The organism is Jejudonia soesokkakensis, assembly GCF_042664795.1.
GTDB lineage: Bacteria > Bacteroidota > Bacteroidia > Flavobacteriales > Flavobacteriaceae > Jejudonia > Jejudonia soesokkakensis.
The window spans coordinates 39,623-57,203 of sequence record NZ_JBHTBN010000002.1 but is presented as its reverse complement, the minus strand read 5'-3'; the positions used below and the strand labels follow the sequence as shown (position 1 = coordinate 57,203).

General features: G+C 36.1%; 16 protein-coding genes. 8 read left to right on the top strand and 8 right to left on the bottom strand.

What is annotated here, in order from left to right:
* Positions 1-8 precede the first annotated feature (8 nt).
* Positions 9-272, bottom strand: a complete 264-nt coding sequence (locus tag ACFQO1_RS04870) for a DUF4834 family protein (RefSeq protein ID WP_380216858.1) — start codon at positions 270-272, stop codon at positions 9-11.
* A 70-nt stretch (positions 273-342) separates the two neighbouring features.
* Here ACFQO1_RS04870 and ACFQO1_RS04865 point away from each other — a divergent pair, with 70 nt between their 5' ends.
* Both ACFQO1_RS04865 and ACFQO1_RS04860 read left to right on the top strand, forming a co-directional pair.
* Complete coding sequence (locus tag ACFQO1_RS04865; RefSeq protein WP_380216857.1) at positions 343-1,383, top strand: transporter; 1,041 nt, start codon at positions 343-345, stop codon at positions 1,381-1,383.
* Between the two features lie 4 nt (positions 1,384-1,387).
* On the top strand, positions 1,388-2,506 hold the full coding sequence (locus ACFQO1_RS04860) for a GTP cyclohydrolase (RefSeq protein ID WP_380216856.1): 1,119 nt from the start codon (positions 1,388-1,390) through the stop codon (positions 2,504-2,506).
* Between the two features lie 62 nt (positions 2,507-2,568).
* Here the strand turns inward: ACFQO1_RS04860 and ACFQO1_RS04855 are convergent, their stop codons facing one another.
* From ACFQO1_RS04855 to ACFQO1_RS04845, 3 genes are all read right to left on the bottom strand, one after another.
* Positions 2,569-3,828, bottom strand: a complete 1,260-nt coding sequence (locus ACFQO1_RS04855; protein WP_380216855.1) for an aminotransferase class I/II-fold pyridoxal phosphate-dependent enzyme — start codon at positions 3,826-3,828, stop codon at positions 2,569-2,571.
* Between the two features lie 155 nt (positions 3,829-3,983).
* Complete coding sequence (locus tag ACFQO1_RS04850; protein WP_380216854.1) at positions 3,984-5,021, bottom strand: PLP-dependent cysteine synthase family protein; 1,038 nt, start codon at positions 5,019-5,021, stop codon at positions 3,984-3,986.
* 75 nt (positions 5,022-5,096) lie between these two features.
* Entirely contained in the window at positions 5,097-7,232 is a 2,136-nt protein-coding gene (locus tag ACFQO1_RS04845) for a S9 family peptidase (RefSeq protein WP_380216853.1), read from the bottom strand.
* Between the two features lie 65 nt (positions 7,233-7,297).
* Here ACFQO1_RS04845 and ACFQO1_RS04840 point away from each other — a divergent pair, with 65 nt between their 5' ends.
* Both ACFQO1_RS04840 and ACFQO1_RS04835 read left to right on the top strand, forming a co-directional pair.
* Positions 7,298-7,621 (top strand): YbaB/EbfC family nucleoid-associated protein, encoded by a 324-nt coding sequence (locus ACFQO1_RS04840; RefSeq protein ID WP_380216852.1) that lies wholly within the window; start codon positions 7,298-7,300, stop codon positions 7,619-7,621.
* A gap of 208 nt (positions 7,622-7,829) precedes the next feature.
* Positions 7,830-8,147, top strand: a complete 318-nt coding sequence (locus ACFQO1_RS04835; protein WP_380216851.1) for a YegP family protein — start codon at positions 7,830-7,832, stop codon at positions 8,145-8,147.
* A gap of 45 nt (positions 8,148-8,192) precedes the next feature.
* On the opposite strand, the gene ACFQO1_RS04830 is transcribed toward ACFQO1_RS04835, so the two are convergent.
* Genes ACFQO1_RS04830 through ACFQO1_RS04820 form a run of 3 tightly spaced genes read right to left on the bottom strand, consistent with a single transcriptional unit; the run spans position 8,193 to position 12,265 of the window.
* Positions 8,193-9,218 carry a threonine aldolase family protein gene (locus tag ACFQO1_RS04830; protein ID WP_380216850.1) on the bottom strand — a complete coding sequence of 342 codons (1,026 nt, stop codon included), beginning with the start codon at positions 9,216-9,218 and terminating at the stop codon, positions 8,193-8,195.
* Between the two features lie 3 nt (positions 9,219-9,221).
* A complete protein-coding gene (locus ACFQO1_RS04825; protein WP_380216849.1) occupies positions 9,222-9,845 on the bottom strand; it encodes a hypothetical protein in 624 nt (207 codons plus the stop codon).
* Positions 9,846-9,856: 11 nt separating this feature from the next.
* Entirely contained in the window at positions 9,857-12,265 is a 2,409-nt protein-coding gene (locus tag ACFQO1_RS04820) for a zinc-dependent metalloprotease (RefSeq protein WP_380216848.1), read from the bottom strand.
* A 130-nt stretch (positions 12,266-12,395) separates the two neighbouring features.
* Here ACFQO1_RS04820 and prfB point away from each other — a divergent pair.
* Positions 12,396-13,503, top strand: a protein-coding gene (gene prfB, locus ACFQO1_RS04815; protein WP_380216847.1) for a peptide chain release factor 2 whose coding sequence is annotated in 2 segments (ribosomal slippage) — positions 12,396-12,458 and positions 12,460-13,503 — 1,107 coding nt in all. Because the reading frame shifts where the segments join, the coding sequence is not laid out codon by codon here.
* 215 nt (positions 13,504-13,718) lie between these two features.
* Here the strand turns inward: prfB and ACFQO1_RS04810 are convergent.
* A complete protein-coding gene (locus tag ACFQO1_RS04810; protein ID WP_380216846.1) occupies positions 13,719-14,900 on the bottom strand; it encodes a serine hydrolase domain-containing protein in 1,182 nt (393 codons plus the stop codon).
* A 121-nt stretch (positions 14,901-15,021) separates the two neighbouring features.
* Here ACFQO1_RS04810 and ACFQO1_RS04805 point away from each other — a divergent pair, with 121 nt between their 5' ends.
* The 3 genes from ACFQO1_RS04805 (at position 15,022) to ACFQO1_RS04795 (ending at position 17,552) form a co-directional block, all read left to right on the top strand.
* Positions 15,022-16,014 (top strand): glycosyltransferase family 2 protein, encoded by a 993-nt coding sequence (locus ACFQO1_RS04805; RefSeq protein ID WP_380216845.1) that lies wholly within the window; start codon positions 15,022-15,024, stop codon positions 16,012-16,014.
* Positions 16,015-16,104: 90 nt separating this feature from the next.
* Entirely contained in the window at positions 16,105-16,968 is an 864-nt protein-coding gene (locus ACFQO1_RS04800; protein ID WP_380216844.1) for an OmpA family protein, read from the top strand.
* Between the two features lie 92 nt (positions 16,969-17,060).
* Positions 17,061-17,552: a nuclear transport factor 2 family protein gene (locus tag ACFQO1_RS04795; RefSeq protein WP_380216843.1), complete on the top strand. Its 492-nt coding sequence runs from the start codon at positions 17,061-17,063 to the stop codon at positions 17,550-17,552.
* Positions 17,553-17,581 lie beyond the last annotated feature (29 nt).

Here is a 17,581-nt window from a genome sequence, read left to right as displayed (position 1 = left end):
TGTGAAAATTACTCAATTTCTTCATAATCCACATACTCTCCAACGGTAGATTTTGATTTAGCGTGGGTAGAAGGCATTTTATCTATTGAGATACTTCCTTCTTTTTTTGTTTCGGTTGACCGATGCATCGTATTATTAAAAGCCTGTTCAAATTTCTGACCTGCTTTTTTGGTGATGTAACGCATGATGTATGGCCACGTAAATTTGATTAAAAACTTTAAGCCAAAATATACGAGAAGAATAATTAAAAGCGTTTTTAAGAAAGTCATCATAGCAGTTTCCATCTAATTTTTCAAAAGTACGTATCACTTTCTGAAAAAGAAAAAACCAATTATTAAATAAATGATAAAATCTTCTATCTTTGAACTAAACCCAAAAAATATGCGTCACCCTTTTTTAATCGCTATTTATTTCCTCTTTGGCTCTACAACAATCGTTGTTGCTCAATATACAGAAACACTTAATTCTAATCGTCCTGGTGGATCTCAAGGAGCATTCTCTGTGGGTACCAATGTACTCCAGTTTGAAACAGGTTTTAATTTAGGTACAGAAGAACACCGTTTGTTAGGCACTGAAACGGATGCTTACGGAATAGACTATTCTGTTCGCTATGGTTTTTTTAAGGAAGAGCTGGAAGTAAGTGTGATGGGAGAGTTTCAATCAAATACTGTTCTCGATTCCCGTGGAGCAATTGCTACAGAGCGAAAGTTTAGTAATTTTAGAAATAATACCGTGGGTGTAAAATATTTATTTTATGATCCCAATAGAAAAAGACAATTAGAAGGCCCTAACTTATACAGCTGGAAAGCGAACAATAGAACTCAGTGGGCAGACCTCATTCCTGCAATCTCATTATACGCGGGTGCTAACTTTGATTTTGCCGACAATCCATTTACCCCAGAACAGGAATCCACTATCAGTCCTAAAATTGTCCTTTCGACTCAGAATAATTTCATTGGTGGATTTGTATTTGTCACCAATATAATTGCAGATCGTGTCACTACAGACTTTCCATCATATGGTTATATTGTAACTTTAACACATACACCTACGGCATGGTTTTCAGTATTTGTAGAAAATCAAGGAATAAAAAGTGATTTTTATGCCGATCAGATTTTCCGTGGTGGAGCTGCTGTTTTGGTTACACCTAATTTTCAGATTGATGGCTCTATTCTCTTAAATTTTAAGGATACACCTAAAAGAACCTACGGAAGACTAGGTATTTCTTATCGTTTTGACATGCACGATAAAGATGTATTTTTGGAAAACACAGGCAGCCAGGGACGTGCTAAACGGAAAGAAGCAAAAGCCAAGAAAAAAGCTCAAAAGAAAAACAACAAAAGAAAAGATGGCTTCGAAAATGAAGGAGGCCTTATGAAGTAAGTATATGATAAAAGTACTACCAGTAACTAACAAAAAAGAATTAAAACAATTTGTGAAGTTTCCTTTTACACTTTACAAAGATTGTGATAATTGGGTTCCACCGCTTATTAAAGATGAAATGGAAACTCTGGATTTTAAAACCAATCCTGTTTCTAAAAATGCTGAAGCCGAATATTTTCTAGCCTATATCGACGGAAAGATTGTAGGACGTATTGCCGTTATACTCAATCATCTTGAAATTAATGAAATTGGAAAGAAAAAAGTCCGTTTTGGATGGTTTGATGTGATAGACAATATCGAAGTCACCAAAGCTCTACTTGAAAAAGTATACGAAAAAGGGCGCGAACACAATTTAGAATATGCCGAAGGACCTGTAGGTTTTTCTAATATGGAAAAAGCTGGAATCCTAATTGATGGCTATGACGAAATGAATACCATGATCACCTGGTATCACTATCCGTATTACAAAGAACACTTTCAACAACTTGGTTTTGAGAAGCAGGCAACATGGGTTGAGTTTAAGCTGAGTATCCCTCCTTCAATTAAAGAAAAAGTTGCTAAGTTTTCTGGTATCGTTAAAGAACGCTACGGACTTTCGGTCATTCGTTTTAAAAATAAAAAGGAAATTTTACCCTATGTAGATACGATGTTTGAATTGCTGAATAATACGTACAACACCTTACAAACATTTGTTCCCATTCAGCAATACCAGATAGATTATTACAAAGAAAAATACTTCTCTTTTATTCAGCCAGATTATATTACCTGTATTCAAGATAAAGATGGGGACCTTATCGCTTTTTCTATAGTGATGCCTTCGTTCACCAAAGCACTCAAAAAAGCCAACGGAAGCTTATTTCCATTTGGCTGGTACCACTTATGGCAGGCCCAACGTAAAAACGATAGAGCAGCTTTTTATCTCATAGGTATAGACCCTGAATATCAAGGAAAAGGAGTTACTGCCATTATTTTTGAAGAAATGCAATATTTGTTCAACTCTAAAGGCATTGAGAAGGTTGAAACTAACCCTGAATTAAAAGAAAATACTGCTGTTCAACTTCTTTGGAAAGATTATAATCCCATTCAGCATAAAGAACGAAGTACGTTTAGAAAATCATTGTAAATAACAAAAGCCACGAATTAAAATTCGTGGCTTTTTCAATTTTCTTATTTCGTATTTCTTTCCTACTCTCCCATAGCAGCTGCAACAGCTGCCGATAATCTTTTATAAGTACCGTTTTCTAAACGTTCTCTAATAGATGAGTATGCTTCCAAGGTTTCTTCAATGTCTTTCATAGTATGAGAAGCGGTAGGTATCATTCGTAGTAATATTAATCCTTTAGGGATTACTGGATATACAACAATAGAACAAAATACTCCGTGATTTTCACGTAAGTCTTTTACCAATGCCATCGCTTCAGGAATACTTCCTTTAAGGTAAACAGGGGTTACACAACTTTGGGTTGTTCCAATATCAAAACCTCTTTCTTTCAGTCCATTTTGTAAAGCATTTACATTTTCCCAAAGTTTATCTTTTAGTTCGGGCATCGTTCGAAGCATATCCAAGCGTTTTAATGCTCCCACGACCAATTGCATCTGCAATGATTTTGCAAACATTTGTGAACGAAGATTGTATTTTAAATACTGAATGATCTCTGCATCTGCTGCAATAAAAGCACCAGTACTTGCTAAGGACTTTGCAAAGGTTGCAAAATACACATCGATCTGGTCTTGTACACCTTGCTCCTCACCTGCTCCAGCTCCAGTTTTACCGAGCGTTCCAAATCCGTGAGCATCATCTACAAACAATCTGAAATTGTATTTTTTCTTAAGGGCTACGATTTCTTTTAATTTCCCTTGTTCTCCTCGCATACCAAAAACACCTTCAGAAATTAAAAGAATTCCTCCACCTGTCTTTTCAGCCATTTTTGTAGCACGATCAAGATTTTTTTCGATACTTTCCATATCGTTATGCTTATAGGTAAAACGCTGACCCATATGCAGTCGTACTCCATCTATAATACACGCATGTGCATCCACATCATAAACAATGACATCATCTTTAGAAACCAAAGCGTCAATGGTTGAAACCATTCCTTGGTATCCAAAATTCAATAAATAGGCAGCTTCTTTTTGAACAAAATCTGCTAATTCGTTTTGTAATTGTTCGTGTAGATCGGTATGACCACTCATCATACGTGCACCCATTGGATACGCCGACCCATATTCAGCTGCAGCTTCAGCATCTACTTTTCGCACATCAGGGTGATTTGCAAGCCCTAGGTAATCATTAATACTCCAAGTAATAACTTCACGGCCCCTAAAACGCATACGGTTAGAAATTGGACCTTCTAATTTTGGAAAAACAAAGTATCCTTCAGCATGTTCTGCCCACTTTCCTAAGGGTCCTTTGTCTTTATAAATCTTATCAAATAAATCTTTCATCAAGTCGGTATGAGAATTTTAATAGGCAAAAATAGGTAATTATTATAGTCTGACAATATTATTTGCATACTACTCCCATAGATTAATCATCATTTTATGAACAAAAAAACCCGATAGCTTAGCTACCGGGTTGATACTTATTTTTTAATTCTAATTTATTTTATGTAATGAATAGCCTCTACCTCAACAGTTTCAGCATCAAAGAAACCTTGCTGCTCCATCCATTCGTCATTAAAAATTTTGCTCATATAGCGAGAACCATGATCGGGGAAGATCACAACTACGTTACTGTTTTCAGAGAAGACATCTTGTTCATTTAACTGTTTAATTCCCTGCATTGCTGCCCCACTGGTATAACCAACAAACAACCCTTCAGTTTTTGCAATTTCGCGTGCGGTATGCGCGCTATCTTCATCTGTTACTTTTACAAATTGATCGATAGAATCGAAATCTGTTGCGGTAGGAATTAAATTTTTTCCTAAGCCTTCTATTCGGTAAGGATAGATTTCCTTAGTATCAAACTCACGAGTCTCGTGGTATTTTTGTAAAACGCTTCCGTAGGCATCAATACCAATAATTTTAATATTTGGATTTTGTTCTTTTAAAAATCTTGCTGTTCCAGAAATAGTTCCTCCAGTACCACTACAAGCTACTAGATGCGTAATTTGTCCATTGGTCTGTTCCCAAATTTCTGGCCCTGTAGATTTATAATGAGCAGCTATATTAAGAGTATTAAAATACTGATTGATATATACCGACCCTTTTATTTCATTATGTAAACGCTTCGCTACTTCATAATAAGAGCGTGGATCATCTGCTTTGACATGAGCTGGGCACACATAGACCTTTGCTCCCATTGTTCGCAACATGTCAATTTTATCTGCTGAAGACTTAGAACTAACTGCCAAAATACAGTCATAGCCTTTAATGATACTCACCATTGCTATACTAAAGCCAGTATTTCCACTAGTCGTTTCAATAATGGTATCCCCAGGCTTTAAAACCCCAGTTCTTTCAGCTTCTTCAATAATATGTAATGCAATACGATCCTTAGCAGAATGTCCAGGATTAAATCCTTCAACTTTAGCATAATAATTACCCTTTAAAGAAGCGGTAATTTTATTCAACTGAATTAATGGTGTGTTCCCAATCAATTCCAAAATATTTGAATGCGCTTTAATGCCTTCTTTCATATAGTTTGATTTCATTATAAATAGCACTTTAAAAATGCTTTTTAAAACCGGACAAAGGTACGTCAAAAAAATTAATTACTCTGTAATGTTCTCTAAATCCAGCAAAAACGCATAGTCCATGGCAGTTTCCTTAAGTGCTTCAAATCTTCCTGAAGCTCCACCGTGACCAGCCTCCATATTAGTATGGAACAATAAAATATTATCATCTGTTTTTAACTCTCTTAATTTTGCAACCCATTTTGCAGGCTCAAAATATTGCACCTGAGAATCGTGATATCCTGTAGTTACCAACATATTAGGATATTTTTTTGCCACAACATTGTCATAAGGAGAATACGACTTCATATAATCGTAATACTCTTTATCATTGGGATTCCCCCATTCATCGTATTCACTCGTAGTTAATGGAATACTGCTATCAAGCATTGTAGTAATTACATCAACAAAAGGAACAGCAGCTACGACTCCGTTATAAAGTTCTGGATTCATATTAATAATCGCTCCCATTAACAAACCTCCTGCAGAACCACCCATGGCATACAAATGTTCGTTAGAGGTATATCCTTCACTAATTAAAAATTTTGAAGCATCAATAAAGTCAGTAAATGTATTTTTTTTATTTAGCAGTTTTCCTGTCTCGTACCAGTCGCGACCGAGATCCTGACCGCCACGAATATGTGTGATGGCAAAAATAAATCCACGATCCAGCAAGCTCAATCTTGACACTGAAAAAGTCGGATTCATAGAATATCCATATGAACCATAGGCGTATTGCAGTACAGGATTTGTTCCGTCCAACTTGATCCCTTTTTTATAGACTATCGAAATAGGAACTTTAACCCCATCTCGTGCGGTTGCCCAAATACGCTTTGATTCATAATTATCTTTGTTAAAAGTACCTCCCAATATTTCTACCTCTTTTTTTATGGTTTTTTCTTTAGTTTCCATATTAAAATCGATAACAGAAGCTGGAGTTGTCAACGATTGGTATCCGTATCGCAATATTTTAGTATCAAATTCAGGATTTTGAGTCGTATAGGCGGTATACGTTTCATTGTCGAACGGTAGGTAATACTCTGCATTGGTCGCCCAATTAATGATACGAAGTTCGTTTAAACCATTACTGCGTTCGGAAACTACGAGAAACTCTTTAAAAATATCAATATCTTCTAATAATACATCGTCACGATGAGCGATCACTTCTATCCAATGTTCTTTTTCAGTTTTTTCTTCTGAAGTTTTCATCAGTTTAAAGTTGGTCGCATTATCCTTATTTGTTACAATGTAAAAACTATCTTCATAATGTGAAATGTCATACTCTAATCCTCGTTCTCTTTTCTGAAACATTTTAAATGTTCCCAGAGGATTATCTGCTTTGAGAATTTGAAATTCTGAAGCAACCGTACTATAGCTTCCTATGACCAGAAACTCATTAGACTTGGTTTTATACACATAAGTGCTATACGTTTCATCTTCTTCTGTAAAAAGAAGGATATCTTTTGAAGGCAACGTTCCTCTTTCATGTCTAAATATCTGATTGGAACGCAACGTCTGATCATCTTTGCGAGTATAGAATAATGTTTTATTATCATTCGCCCAAGTAGAACTTCCTGTAGTTATACCAATAGAGTTTTTTAGGATTTCTTTGGTTTCAAGATTTTTTATGTAAATAGTGTATTTTCTTCTAGATACCGTATCCACTCCAAAAGCGACCCATTTATTATCATCACTTACATTAATTCCGTTAAGGCTGTAGTACGAATGGCCCTGAGCCATATCATTTACATTGAACAAAATTTCTTCTTCAGCATCTAATGATCCTTTTTTTCGAGTATAAACGGGATAATCTTTCCCAGTTTCGTAGCGGGTAATGTAATAGTAACCGTTGTAAAAATAGGGAACCGACTCATCATCCTCTTTAATGCGGCTTTTAATTTCTTCAAAAAGTGATTGCTTTAAATCATCTGTATGAGCCGTCATTTTTGCATAATAATCATTTTCACGCTCCAGATAGTCAATAACTTCGGGTTCATCTTTTTGATTCAACCAATAATAATTGTCGGTCCGCACATCGCCATGTATTTCAAGGTTTTTTGCAATTTTATCGGCTACAGGGGGTTTGATATCCATTTGTTTTTTAGAAGTTTCATTTTTTTTACAAGAGGTGGCAAAAATAAGACACACCACAGAAAAGAGCATTATATTTTTCATAAAGAAAAGGTTGACTGTTATCATCGCAAAGTAGTAAATTTGTAGCACATTTAAATATTAAATATATGTTTGGAGATCTTATGGGAATGATGGGTAAATTAAAAGAAACCCAGGAAAAAGTAGAAGCCACAAAAAAACGTCTTGATACAGTTTTAATTGATGAAAGCAGTAATGACGGACTCTTAAAAGTTACGTTAACGGCTAACAGACAAATTAAGAATATTGCTGTTTCTGAAGAGCTACTACAAGACAAGGAACAATTGGAAGACTATCTTGTACTAACACTAAATAAGGCAATAACTAAAGCGACAGAAGTTAATGAAGCCGAACTTGGTGCTGTGGCCAAAGAAGGAATGCCTAACATTCCGGGTATGGATCTATTTAAATAAATTACGAATAGCGGTAGGCATTTGTCCAGAAATTTGACAATGGCTAATACCTTTATACTATTGCAAACGAATATTTTATTTATGTACACTTTTTGTGTAAAAATTGACACATTTAAAGAAATCCACTCCTAAAATAATTTAAAACTTAATTTTTTTTGACGATATTTAACACTTAATAATCACAAGTCTAACTCTTAAACTAAAAAATATGTTTGAATTAAAGAAAAAAGGAGAGCAGTATCATTTTGTTTTAAAAGCTGGAAATGGACAAGTAATCCTTTCAAGCGAAATGTATAATTCAAAAGCTTCTGCAAAAAATGGAATTGCTTCCGTACAGAAAAATTGTAGTAATGAAAACCTATTCGAAAGAAAAACTGCAAAAAATGGAAAATTTCATTTTAACCTTAAATCAACTAATGGTCAAATAGTAGGAAGTAGCCAAATGTATGCCGCAGAAAGTGGTATGAATAACGGTATCGAATCGGTAAGAAAAAATGCTCCAGGAGCTGAAATCAAAGAAATTTAATGTAACATCTTACATTTTATAAAAGCTCCTTACTTGGAGCTTTTTTTATTTCTTATATGCTGCTAGGTATTCCAGCACTTTTTTGTGCATTTGCTGGGTATAGTCAAGATGAGTAACAATCCGCAATTTACCTTGTCCCATATTGCTAATTCGAATGCCTTCTTTTTCCAGATCACTCATAAATTTTTCTTCAGAAAGACCTTCAGCTAGATAAAAGATTACAATATTGGTTTCGGTAGGTTCAATTTTTAAGACATATTCCTGCTTCTTTAACACCATAGCTATTTCTGAAGCTTTTGTATGATCGTGCGCAAGTCGCATCACATTATTTTCCATAGCATACAAACCAGCAGCAGCCATATATCCTATCTGTCGCATGCCCCCTCCTAATACTTTTCGAATCCGTATGGCATTTTTCATGAGTTCCTTAGTACCTAATAAAACAGTTCCCAGCGGGGTCCCCAGTCCTTTACTAAGACAGACTGTGATTGTATCGAAAACCTTTCCGTAGGCTAAAGGAGATTCTTTTTTTGCGACAATCGCATTCATTAAACGAGCTCCATCCAGATGCAATCCTAAGCCGTGCATATCACAAACCGCTTTGATTTTTTTTATTTCTGAAAAATCGTAACATGCACCTCCTCCTTTGTTGGTTGTATTTTCAAGACATACCAAGCTTGTCAACGGACTGTGGTAAAAGTCTGGCGGATTGATATTCTCTTCTACTTGGGCTGCAGTAATCATACCCCTAACCCCATCTACCAACTTGCAGGAAACACCACTGTTAAATGAAACACCACCGCCTTCATAATTATATACATGCGCCCATTTATCGCAAATGAGTTGTTCTCCAGGTTGCGTATGTAACTTAATTGCTGCTTGATTTGCCATACTTCCAGTAGGAAAAAATAAGGCTTCATCCATTCCAAAAAGTGTCGCTAAATATGCTTCTAGTTTATTAACCGTTGGGTCTTCTTTATATACATCGTCGCCAGTTTCTGCACTCAAAATAGCACGCATCATACCTGTGCCGGGTTTTGTTACTGTATCACTTCGTAAGTCTATAATCATAGATTAAATACGGATAAAATTAGCACTTCCCTCTATTTGCTTAATCGCAGTGTCCAGTAATGAATCCAAGTGCACAATCTTTAATTTTTGATTGTATTCATAATGTATATTTGCCTCTACTGCATCGTTTGTAAGATCAAACGGATTGAATTTTTGAGAAAATGTATCGTCAGTATTACTTAGCGTAAATGACTTATGACAATTGTTAATTTCGGTTCGTTGCAAAGGTCCAGTTTCTTTTTGAGCAATTTCATACCCTTTAACTGGATTTGACCTAATAGCTTCAAAATGAGTTGTAAAATAATCATAGACTTCACTATCTGGCAATTCTATGGAACCAAACATACCACAGTTATCAATTTTCTTTCCATAGCTTTTTCCTTCCTCCTGCCAAAAAATATAGGTTTCATAAAAAGTACCCTTACTGGCACACATACGTCCATTAGGCATTTTGATCATTTGAATATTACCATCGCAATACCTTGTAGTGGTTAGGTACGTAAATATTTCTCGTTCTTCTAAAGCCGAAGTGAACGTGTCAACCATACTTTGTACGGCCTGTTTATCGTTTTGAGCAAAACTTGTTGCGGCACCTAGCATTACGAATGCCAATAGTATTTTTTTCATTTTTATCTGTTTTAATTTCTGAAACATTCAAAACTCCCTATCGGACTTCCATCTGGAATTTCAGGAGGATTTTGAATTTTAAAATTTTCTGGTTTTTCTCTGTACATTTTAATCTCACGAAGCAATTGTTCTGCAAAAACACTTTTGTTCTCATTCAATTCTTTTACAAGAGAATCCAATATTTTATTGACAATCGCTTTTGTCTGCGGAATGCTTTGCGGACTTGCGACTAAGTTAATTAAATGCTGCACCATTTCAAACTGAATGGTCTGTCTAATTTCCCGATAATATTCATTTTCATTTTCTGAAGCAAATACGCTGGATTTTAACTCACTCAAAACCTCTGAAAGTCCTATGTTTTTAGGAGCTAATGCTTTTTGTTGCACCAATCTATTGGCTCTTTGAGGGTGTAGCAACAGGCCTAAGGTCATATCACTAGCCGTAGCAGCAGCGCCCAAGGCATCAAAAGTAACACCTGTATCACTTTTAAAGGATTCTCTGCTTCTGTTATAGCCGTACGCTCTCGGCGGAAATAAAGCCAATGTGGTCTCTGAAATAGCTAAAGTAGTAGGTTCTAATGTCAATAAAATAGCCTTCAATGCTTCTTCCTGTTGTTTCTTCGGAAGGGTTTGTTGGATAATCTGTCCGTCTCCCTTTACCGCATAATTGTAATCCAAGCCGCCAATTAATTTAACTGTAGCCTCTGTTTGAAAGCGATGGTAAAAATACAAAGGCACAAATACATCTTCTAATACCGTATAGGGCTCTCCTGTACGAATGTTGTCTTCAGAAAAATTAGCCATAGCAACCTCCCGAAGCTTTAAAACATCCTTTAATTCTTCCGCAGCATTTGCTCCATTGTCCCATAAATGGGCTTTTGTATGTGCGCCGCCACTTGCTCTAGCATCTGGATCGCTAATATACCGCAATCCTCTTTCCGAAGCCGCTGTTAATATTCCATTTAAATAGGAAGTTTCGTTAGTTCCTTCGGGGATATCACTATAACTATACGCTACTGTTACCTTATCCCAATCCCCTATTCCAGTCGCATACGCATTGCTAAAATCAACTTCATTATTTTTCAGAGTTAGCGTCGGGTGCGGATAATCCATTACACTGGCTCTGGCATTAGTACTAGCAGCAAAATTATGTGCAAAACCTAACGTATGTCCCACTTCATGCGCACTTAATTGTCGAATTCGAGCTAACGCCATTTCCAACATAGGCTGATAGTTATCATCACGTTCGGCAAAAGGTTTATTCATCAATGCTTGTGCGATCATAAAATCCTGACGGATACGCAAACTTCCTAAACTTACATGCCCTTTAATAATCTCACCCGTTCGCGGATCGATCACACTGCCTCCATAACTCCAGCCACGCGTACTGCGATGTACCCATTGAATCACATTGTAGCGTACGTCCATAGGGTCTGCATCTGCTGGTAACAATTTTACTTGAAAAGCATTGATATATCCAATGGCTTCGTATGCCTCATTCCACCAGCGAGCTCCTTCCAATAATGCTGAGCGAACTGGCTCTGGAGTTCCAGGGTCAAGGTAGTAGATAATAGGTTCTTTAGCTTCGCTTGTAACCGCCATTGGATTTTTCTTTTCCAATCGGTGACGTGTAATGAATCGCTTGGTAAGAGGTTCCCAGATAGGCGTGCTGTAATCCTGATAGTCTATGGAAAAAGAACCACTGCGGGTATCAAAACCTCTTGGACGATACTTATTGTCTGGCAATTCTACAAAACTATGATGTTGAATTACCGAAAGTGAAGCTGCATCTGGAGCCACACTTCGAATATTTCTGCCCTTAGGTTCTCCTACAAAAGTGAGTAGTGCTTCAAACTCTGTGTTTTTAGGAAAAGATTTGGTACGCTCCATCCAAAGCGTATTTCGAGATTTATCTAGTTTGTAAGTACCTTCGTTTCGTGATTTCAATCTCTCGGCTACATTATGAGCATCTAATAATAGAAAAGGAGTCAAATCTATAATATGGTTTCCGTCTTTTATTTCTTTAATTTCAAAGCCAAAGAGTACCGATTTCGCAAAAGCTTCAGTAATCGATTTTTTTTCGAGGGGATTATCTGTGTCTGCCCTAAACTTAAGATTGGGTTGAAGAAGTAACAACTTATTACCACTTTTAATAAACTTTACAACTGCCTGATCGCCCAGCTGACCCCTATCCAGGCCAATATCATTACTTCCTAAGCCCGTTCGAAGCGAATGAACGTAGAGAAATTCTTCATCAACTCTTTCAGCAGGCACTTCGAGATAGAGTTCATCGTCACTTTCAGAATAGTAAAAACTAAAAAATCCATCCTGTTTTTTAAGGTCTTCTTTTTTTTCCAGAAATTGGGCGTTACAGAGGAACGTTCCGAAGCATAATAAATAAATTTGTACTATATATTTCATAAGCAATGCTTTTTAATCTGGATAAGTAAAGCGATAAAAATAAGCAGAATGCATTTAATTTTACACTTCCCTGTTCTTTTTTCTTTTTTCTGAAAATCATAAGTTTTATTTTTACTGAAAATTTCACACCTTGATTACACAAGACCAACTCCAAGACCTTCGCTCTCGTCTAGATGCGTTAAGGCAATATCTTTGACATTGCTGGTAAACGTATTGCAATTTCAAACGACGAAGAAAAAACCTTTGACCCAAATTTTTGGAACAATCCGCAGGAAGCGGAAGCTTTTATGAAGCAACTGCGTAATAAAAAAAAATGGGTCGAAGATTATGAACAAGCCATTACCCTCACCGAAGACGCCGAAGTTATTTTTGAATTTTTTAAAGAAGGCGAAGGCGAAGCAGAAAATGTAGAAATCCGTTACGGTAAAGCACTTGAAGTTATTGAAGCCTTAGAGTTTCGAAACATGTTAAGCGAAGAAGGTGACGACATGAGCGCAGTACTCCAAATTACAGCAGGTGCCGGTGGTACCGAAAGTTGTGACTGGGCAAACATGCTGATGCGTATGTATTTAATGTGGGCAGAAAAAAATGATTTCAAAGTAAAAGAACTTAACTACCAAGCTGGTGATGTAGCAGGTATTAAAACCGTAACTTTAGAAATTGAAGGTGAATTTGCCTTTGGTTGGTTAAAAAGTGAAAATGGGGTTCACAGACTAGTACGTATATCTCCTTTTGACAGTAATGCGAAACGGCACACAAGTTTTGCAAGTGTGTATGTATATCCCCTAGCAGACGATACGATTGAAATTGACATTAATCCGGCAGATATTTCTTGGGATTTTGCACGGAGTTCTGGTGCGGGTGGACAGAACGTAAACAAAGTAGAAACAAAAGCGATCTTAACTCATAAACCTTCTGGGATTGTAATCCATAATTCTGAAACCCGATCGCAGCTTGAAAACCGCGAAAAAGCGATGCAAATGTTGAAGTCTCAATTATATGAGATAGAACTCAGAAAACAACAAGCACAACGAGCCGAAATTGAAGGAAACAAAATGGCGATCGAATGGGGGTCGCAAATTCGTAATTATGTGTTGCATCCTTATAAATTAGTGAAAGATGTTCGAACAGGTCATGAAAGTGGCAATACAGATGCTATTCTTGATGGCTATATTGATGAGTTCTTAAAAGCGTATTTGATGATGACCGGACAGAAAGAAGTAAAGGATGAATTGTAGATCAAATTAGTATAAAAAACAAAGGGAATAAAACGTTTGAAGTTTTGATTCCCTTTGCATATTATATTTCTTCAGTTGGCATTATCCTACGAAGTACAACGGGTATTTTCTCAGCTGTTTAACTTAAGCACCCCGATATAATAGTTGAATAAATATACGATACTTTATTTAATTTTCAACAGCATTGATAAAAATTTAACATTTAAATTTACGAATTACAGTGATTGATACAAAATGTTTAAAAACTCTTCTATTTTGCTTGGTTCTAGCCAACGTGTAATAACAACTAGGTCTTTTTCTTTGTCTATGACAATATAATTTCCGCCAAATCCTGCAGCATAGTATACGGTTTCTGAAATTTCTTCCCAATGGCGAGGTCCATTTTCATTAAGCCACCACATGTATCCGTAATTTACATTAGCATTAGATGGAGTAATTGCTTTTTCAATCCATTTTTCTGAAATTAACTGGGAATCATTCCACTTTCCGTTGTTTAAAAATAGCAATCCAAATCGGGCATGATCTTCGGTAGAAATAAATAATCCGCCTCCAGAGTGCCCTCCTCCAGTTACCGACTGCATGTTAAGTCCGTCAATATTGACCCAAGCATTATCATAACCATGCCATCTCCAAGTAGTTGAAGCCCCAATTGGATCCATAATTTTATCCTTTAAAATAACTGGTAATGGCTTTCTAAACACTTGAAGAAGCGCATACGCCAGTAAGTTAACCCGTACATCATTATATTCAAAGTTAGTTCCTGGCTCTTTCAAAGTTCTGTTTTTCCAATCATCAATTGTTCCTTCCCGAGGTGGTCTGTCTGCCCAATCATGTCCGCCCCATAATGTTCCACTCCAGTCCGAAGACTGTGTAAGCAAATGATCCCAAGTTATTTTACTATTATGTGCGCCTTGAAAAGAACCATCCCAGAGATACTGACTAACTTTATCGGTTACATTGGCAATTAAATGGTCATCAACTGCCAAGCCCGCTATAGTGGACAAATAACTTTTAGTCACACTAAAGGTCATATCCACTTGTTTAATATCCCCCCATTGTGCAATAATATACCCATTCTTTAAAATCATCCCAGCAGGACCTCCTCGCTTTTTGGTAGGTCCCAGAATTTCATGAAATGGTTCACTGGCAAATCCTTCGAGTATGGCAATTCGTAGGTCTTTAGAGCCCGAATATTCGTTTTCCTTTGCAAAATCAACGGCTGCTGCGAGTTTTGCTGAATCAATGTTGTATTCTTCAGGTGATTTGTTTTGCCATACTACATTTCGCTCTGGAAAATAATAGTTTTGAGCATTTACACCTAAAATGGATAAACTAAAACTGAAAAAGACCAAAAAACAAAGTCTCGTATTAACTGAATATTGATATTGTTTTCTCATAAATACCTCTTTAAAAAATAAAAGTACGTAACCCAGTTTACTTTTTGTAGTATTTCTTCTGAAAGTATAACTGTTCTCAATTCTGCTTTATGTTTTAAAAAAATAATGCTTCCTTTACAAAGTGAAAGTAGCAGTCGTTATACTAAACTGGAACGGTAGGAAATTGCTGGAGCAATTTTTACCTTCTGTGGTTTCTTATTCTAAAGAAGCTACACTATACGTAGCAGACAATAATTCCTCAGATGATTCTGTACTGTTTCTGAAGCAAAATTACCCTTCAGTAAACATCATCCAAAATACAGCGAACGGAGGTTATGCAAAAGGATACAATGATGCGTTAGCAAAGCTTTCCGAAGATATTATAGTGCTTTTAAACAGTGATATTGAAGTAACCCATAACTGGTTGTCTCCACTACTTTCAGAATTTGAAAAAGACTCACAACTCGTTGCAGCACAACCCAAAATTCTAGATTTCAAAAATAAAGAGTATTTCGAATATGCAGGAGCTGCTGGCGGATTTCTGGATGCATTAGGGTATCCCTTTTGTAGAGGTCGAATTTTTACAACCTTAGAAAAAGATGAAGGTCAATACGATGATATCAAAACCATTTTTTGGGCCACAGGCGCTTGTTTGTTTGTAAGAAATGATGCTTTTAAAACTGTAGAAGGTTTTGATGAAGATTTTTTTGCACATCAAGAAGAGATTGACCTTTGCTGGAGGCTTCAGGCCAGTGGAGGTGTAATTAAATATGTTGGAACTTCGAAGGTGTACCATGTAGGCGGAGCTACCTTAACTTCAGCTAATCCAAGAAAGACATTTTACAACTTTAGAAATACATTATTATTAATAGTCAAAAATGTACAAGGTATACAGGCCTGGTATAAAATCTTAATTCGTATGATACTTGATGGCGTGGCATTTTTTCAGTTTTTATTAGAAGGAAAACCGAATCACGCCTGGGCAATATTTAGAGCACATCTTAGTTTCTATCGGTTGTTGCCCTCCTTTCTTCGGAAACGCAAAAAAGAAGCTACTCAACTCAAATACAGTGAAATAAATTCAATAATTTGGGCTTATTTTATTCAGAAAAAAAAGAAGTATCACCAACTTTGATATTTTACTTAAAGTATTGTTAATCGTATCTGTTGTGGCATTAGATTTGATAAATTTGATCTCAAATAACAACTTAAATTTAAATCAACAATGAAAAAAATAGTGATCTTTTCACTTTGTGCAGCTTTCTTTTTAACCTCATGTGTTTCTAAGAAACAATATGCAGAACTTGAAGCAAAACAAAAACAAACACAAGACCTTCTCAACACTGCTACAGTAAAGTTAAACGACTGTTTAACTGAAAAAGCGGCTGCTTCAGCTAGAAATTCTGAATTACAGGCACGCTTAGCAGATATGAAGAAAACGAATGAAGATTTAATTCAGAGTTCTAAAGACCTTACTATGTTAACTTCAAAAGGTGCTACAAACCTAGAAAAGTCATTAGAAAGTCTTAAAGAAAAAGACCTTAAAATCACAAGATTACAAGATGCATTAAATAAAAAAGATAGCGTAACACTTGCTTTAGTTACCAGTCTTAAAAAAGAAGTTGGTATTAACGATCCAGATATCAATATTGATGTTGAAAAAGGAGTGGTTTACATTTCATTATCAGATAAAGTATTGTTTAAAAGTGGAAGCTATGAACCAACGGGAAGAGCGAGAGAAATTCTTCAAAAAGTTGCTACTGTAATAAACGGAAAACCTAATTTTGAAGCGATGGTAGAAGGACATACAGACAATGTACCTTACAGAAGCGGAGTACTATTAGACAATTGGGATTTAAGTGTGAAACGTGCGACTACTATTGTACGTATTCTTGAAGATCTTGGGGTGAGTTCAAATAGACTTATTGCTGCTGGTCGCGCAGATAAAGTACCACTTGTATCTAATGATACAGCTGCTAACAGAGCTACCAACAGAAGAACTAGAATTTTGGTTCTTCCTAAGATTGATCAGTTTTACGATATGATCGAAAAAGAAATGAAAACTTTGGAAGCTGGCGGAGGTCAATAATCCAACTATAATCTAAAAGGAAAACCCGTTTTCAACTAGAAAACGGGTTTTTTGTTTTCTGAAAGTATCTAGTTTTTAAGTATCTTAGGAGTATGGAAGAATCGAATATCATTGAGCAGTTCTATGAAGCTTTTGGAGAGCTTGATGCAGAACGCATGGTCGAATGGTACCATCCAGATATCACTTTTGAAGACCCTGTTTTTGGTATTTTAAAAGGAGAACGTGCAAAAAATATGTGGCGTATGGTGTGTGAGTCTCAAAAAGGAAAAAACTTTACTGTGAAAGCGAGCAACATTCAGTATAATAAAAGTACGGGTACGGCTCGTTGGGATGAGTTTTATACATTTGGGAAAGAGGGTCGTAAGGTTCATAATTGTATTAATGCTCGCTTTACTTTTAAAGAGGGTAAAATTATCAATCATATTGACACATTTAATTTATATAGGTGGTCAAAACAAGCAACTGGCCTAAAAGGCTTTCTTGTTGGCTGGACCGCTTTCTTCAAAAAGAAAATTAGAAGTAAAGTACGTAAGCGTTTGTCAGATTTTGAAGAAAAATTGAATAAAAAAAGCCACTCAAATTAATAAGTGGCTTCTAGTTAAAATTTTTCTTT

What these genes read in the sequence shown, in the direction of transcription:
- ACFQO1_RS04865 (WP_380216857.1), top strand. Translation starts at nt 343, where the DNA reads ATGATAAAATCTTCTATCTTTGAACTAAACCCAAAAAATATGCGTCAC.
- ACFQO1_RS04830 (WP_380216850.1), bottom strand. Translation starts at nt 9,218, where the DNA reads ATGATTATAGACTTACGAAGTGATACAGTAACAAAACCCGGCACAGGT.
- ACFQO1_RS04845 (WP_380216853.1), bottom strand. Translation starts at nt 7,232, where the DNA reads ATGAAAAATATAATGCTCTTTTCTGTGGTGTGTCTTATTTTTGCCACC.
- ACFQO1_RS04800 (WP_380216844.1), top strand. Translation starts at nt 16,105, where the DNA reads ATGAAAAAAATAGTGATCTTTTCACTTTGTGCAGCTTTCTTTTTAACC.
- ACFQO1_RS04820 (WP_380216848.1), bottom strand. Translation starts at nt 12,265, where the DNA reads ATGAAATATATAGTACAAATTTATTTATTATGCTTCGGAACGTTCCTC.
- ACFQO1_RS04825 (WP_380216849.1), bottom strand. Translation starts at nt 9,845, where the DNA reads ATGAAAAAAATACTATTGGCATTCGTAATGCTAGGTGCCGCAACAAGT.
- ACFQO1_RS04855 (WP_380216855.1), bottom strand. Translation starts at nt 3,828, where the DNA reads ATGAAAGATTTATTTGATAAGATTTATAAAGACAAAGGACCCTTAGGA.
- ACFQO1_RS04840 (WP_380216852.1), top strand. Translation starts at nt 7,298, where the DNA reads ATGTTTGGAGATCTTATGGGAATGATGGGTAAATTAAAAGAAACCCAG.
- ACFQO1_RS04810 (WP_380216846.1), bottom strand. Translation starts at nt 14,900, where the DNA reads ATGAGAAAACAATATCAATATTCAGTTAATACGAGACTTTGTTTTTTG.
- ACFQO1_RS04795 (WP_380216843.1), top strand. Translation starts at nt 17,061, where the DNA reads ATGGAAGAATCGAATATCATTGAGCAGTTCTATGAAGCTTTTGGAGAG.
- ACFQO1_RS04835 (WP_380216851.1), top strand. Translation starts at nt 7,830, where the DNA reads ATGTTTGAATTAAAGAAAAAAGGAGAGCAGTATCATTTTGTTTTAAAA.
- ACFQO1_RS04860 (WP_380216856.1), top strand. Translation starts at nt 1,388, where the DNA reads ATGATAAAAGTACTACCAGTAACTAACAAAAAAGAATTAAAACAATTT.
- ACFQO1_RS04870 (WP_380216858.1), bottom strand. Translation starts at nt 272, where the DNA reads ATGATGACTTTCTTAAAAACGCTTTTAATTATTCTTCTCGTATATTTT.
- ACFQO1_RS04850 (WP_380216854.1), bottom strand. Translation starts at nt 5,021, where the DNA reads ATGAAAGAAGGCATTAAAGCGCATTCAAATATTTTGGAATTGATTGGG.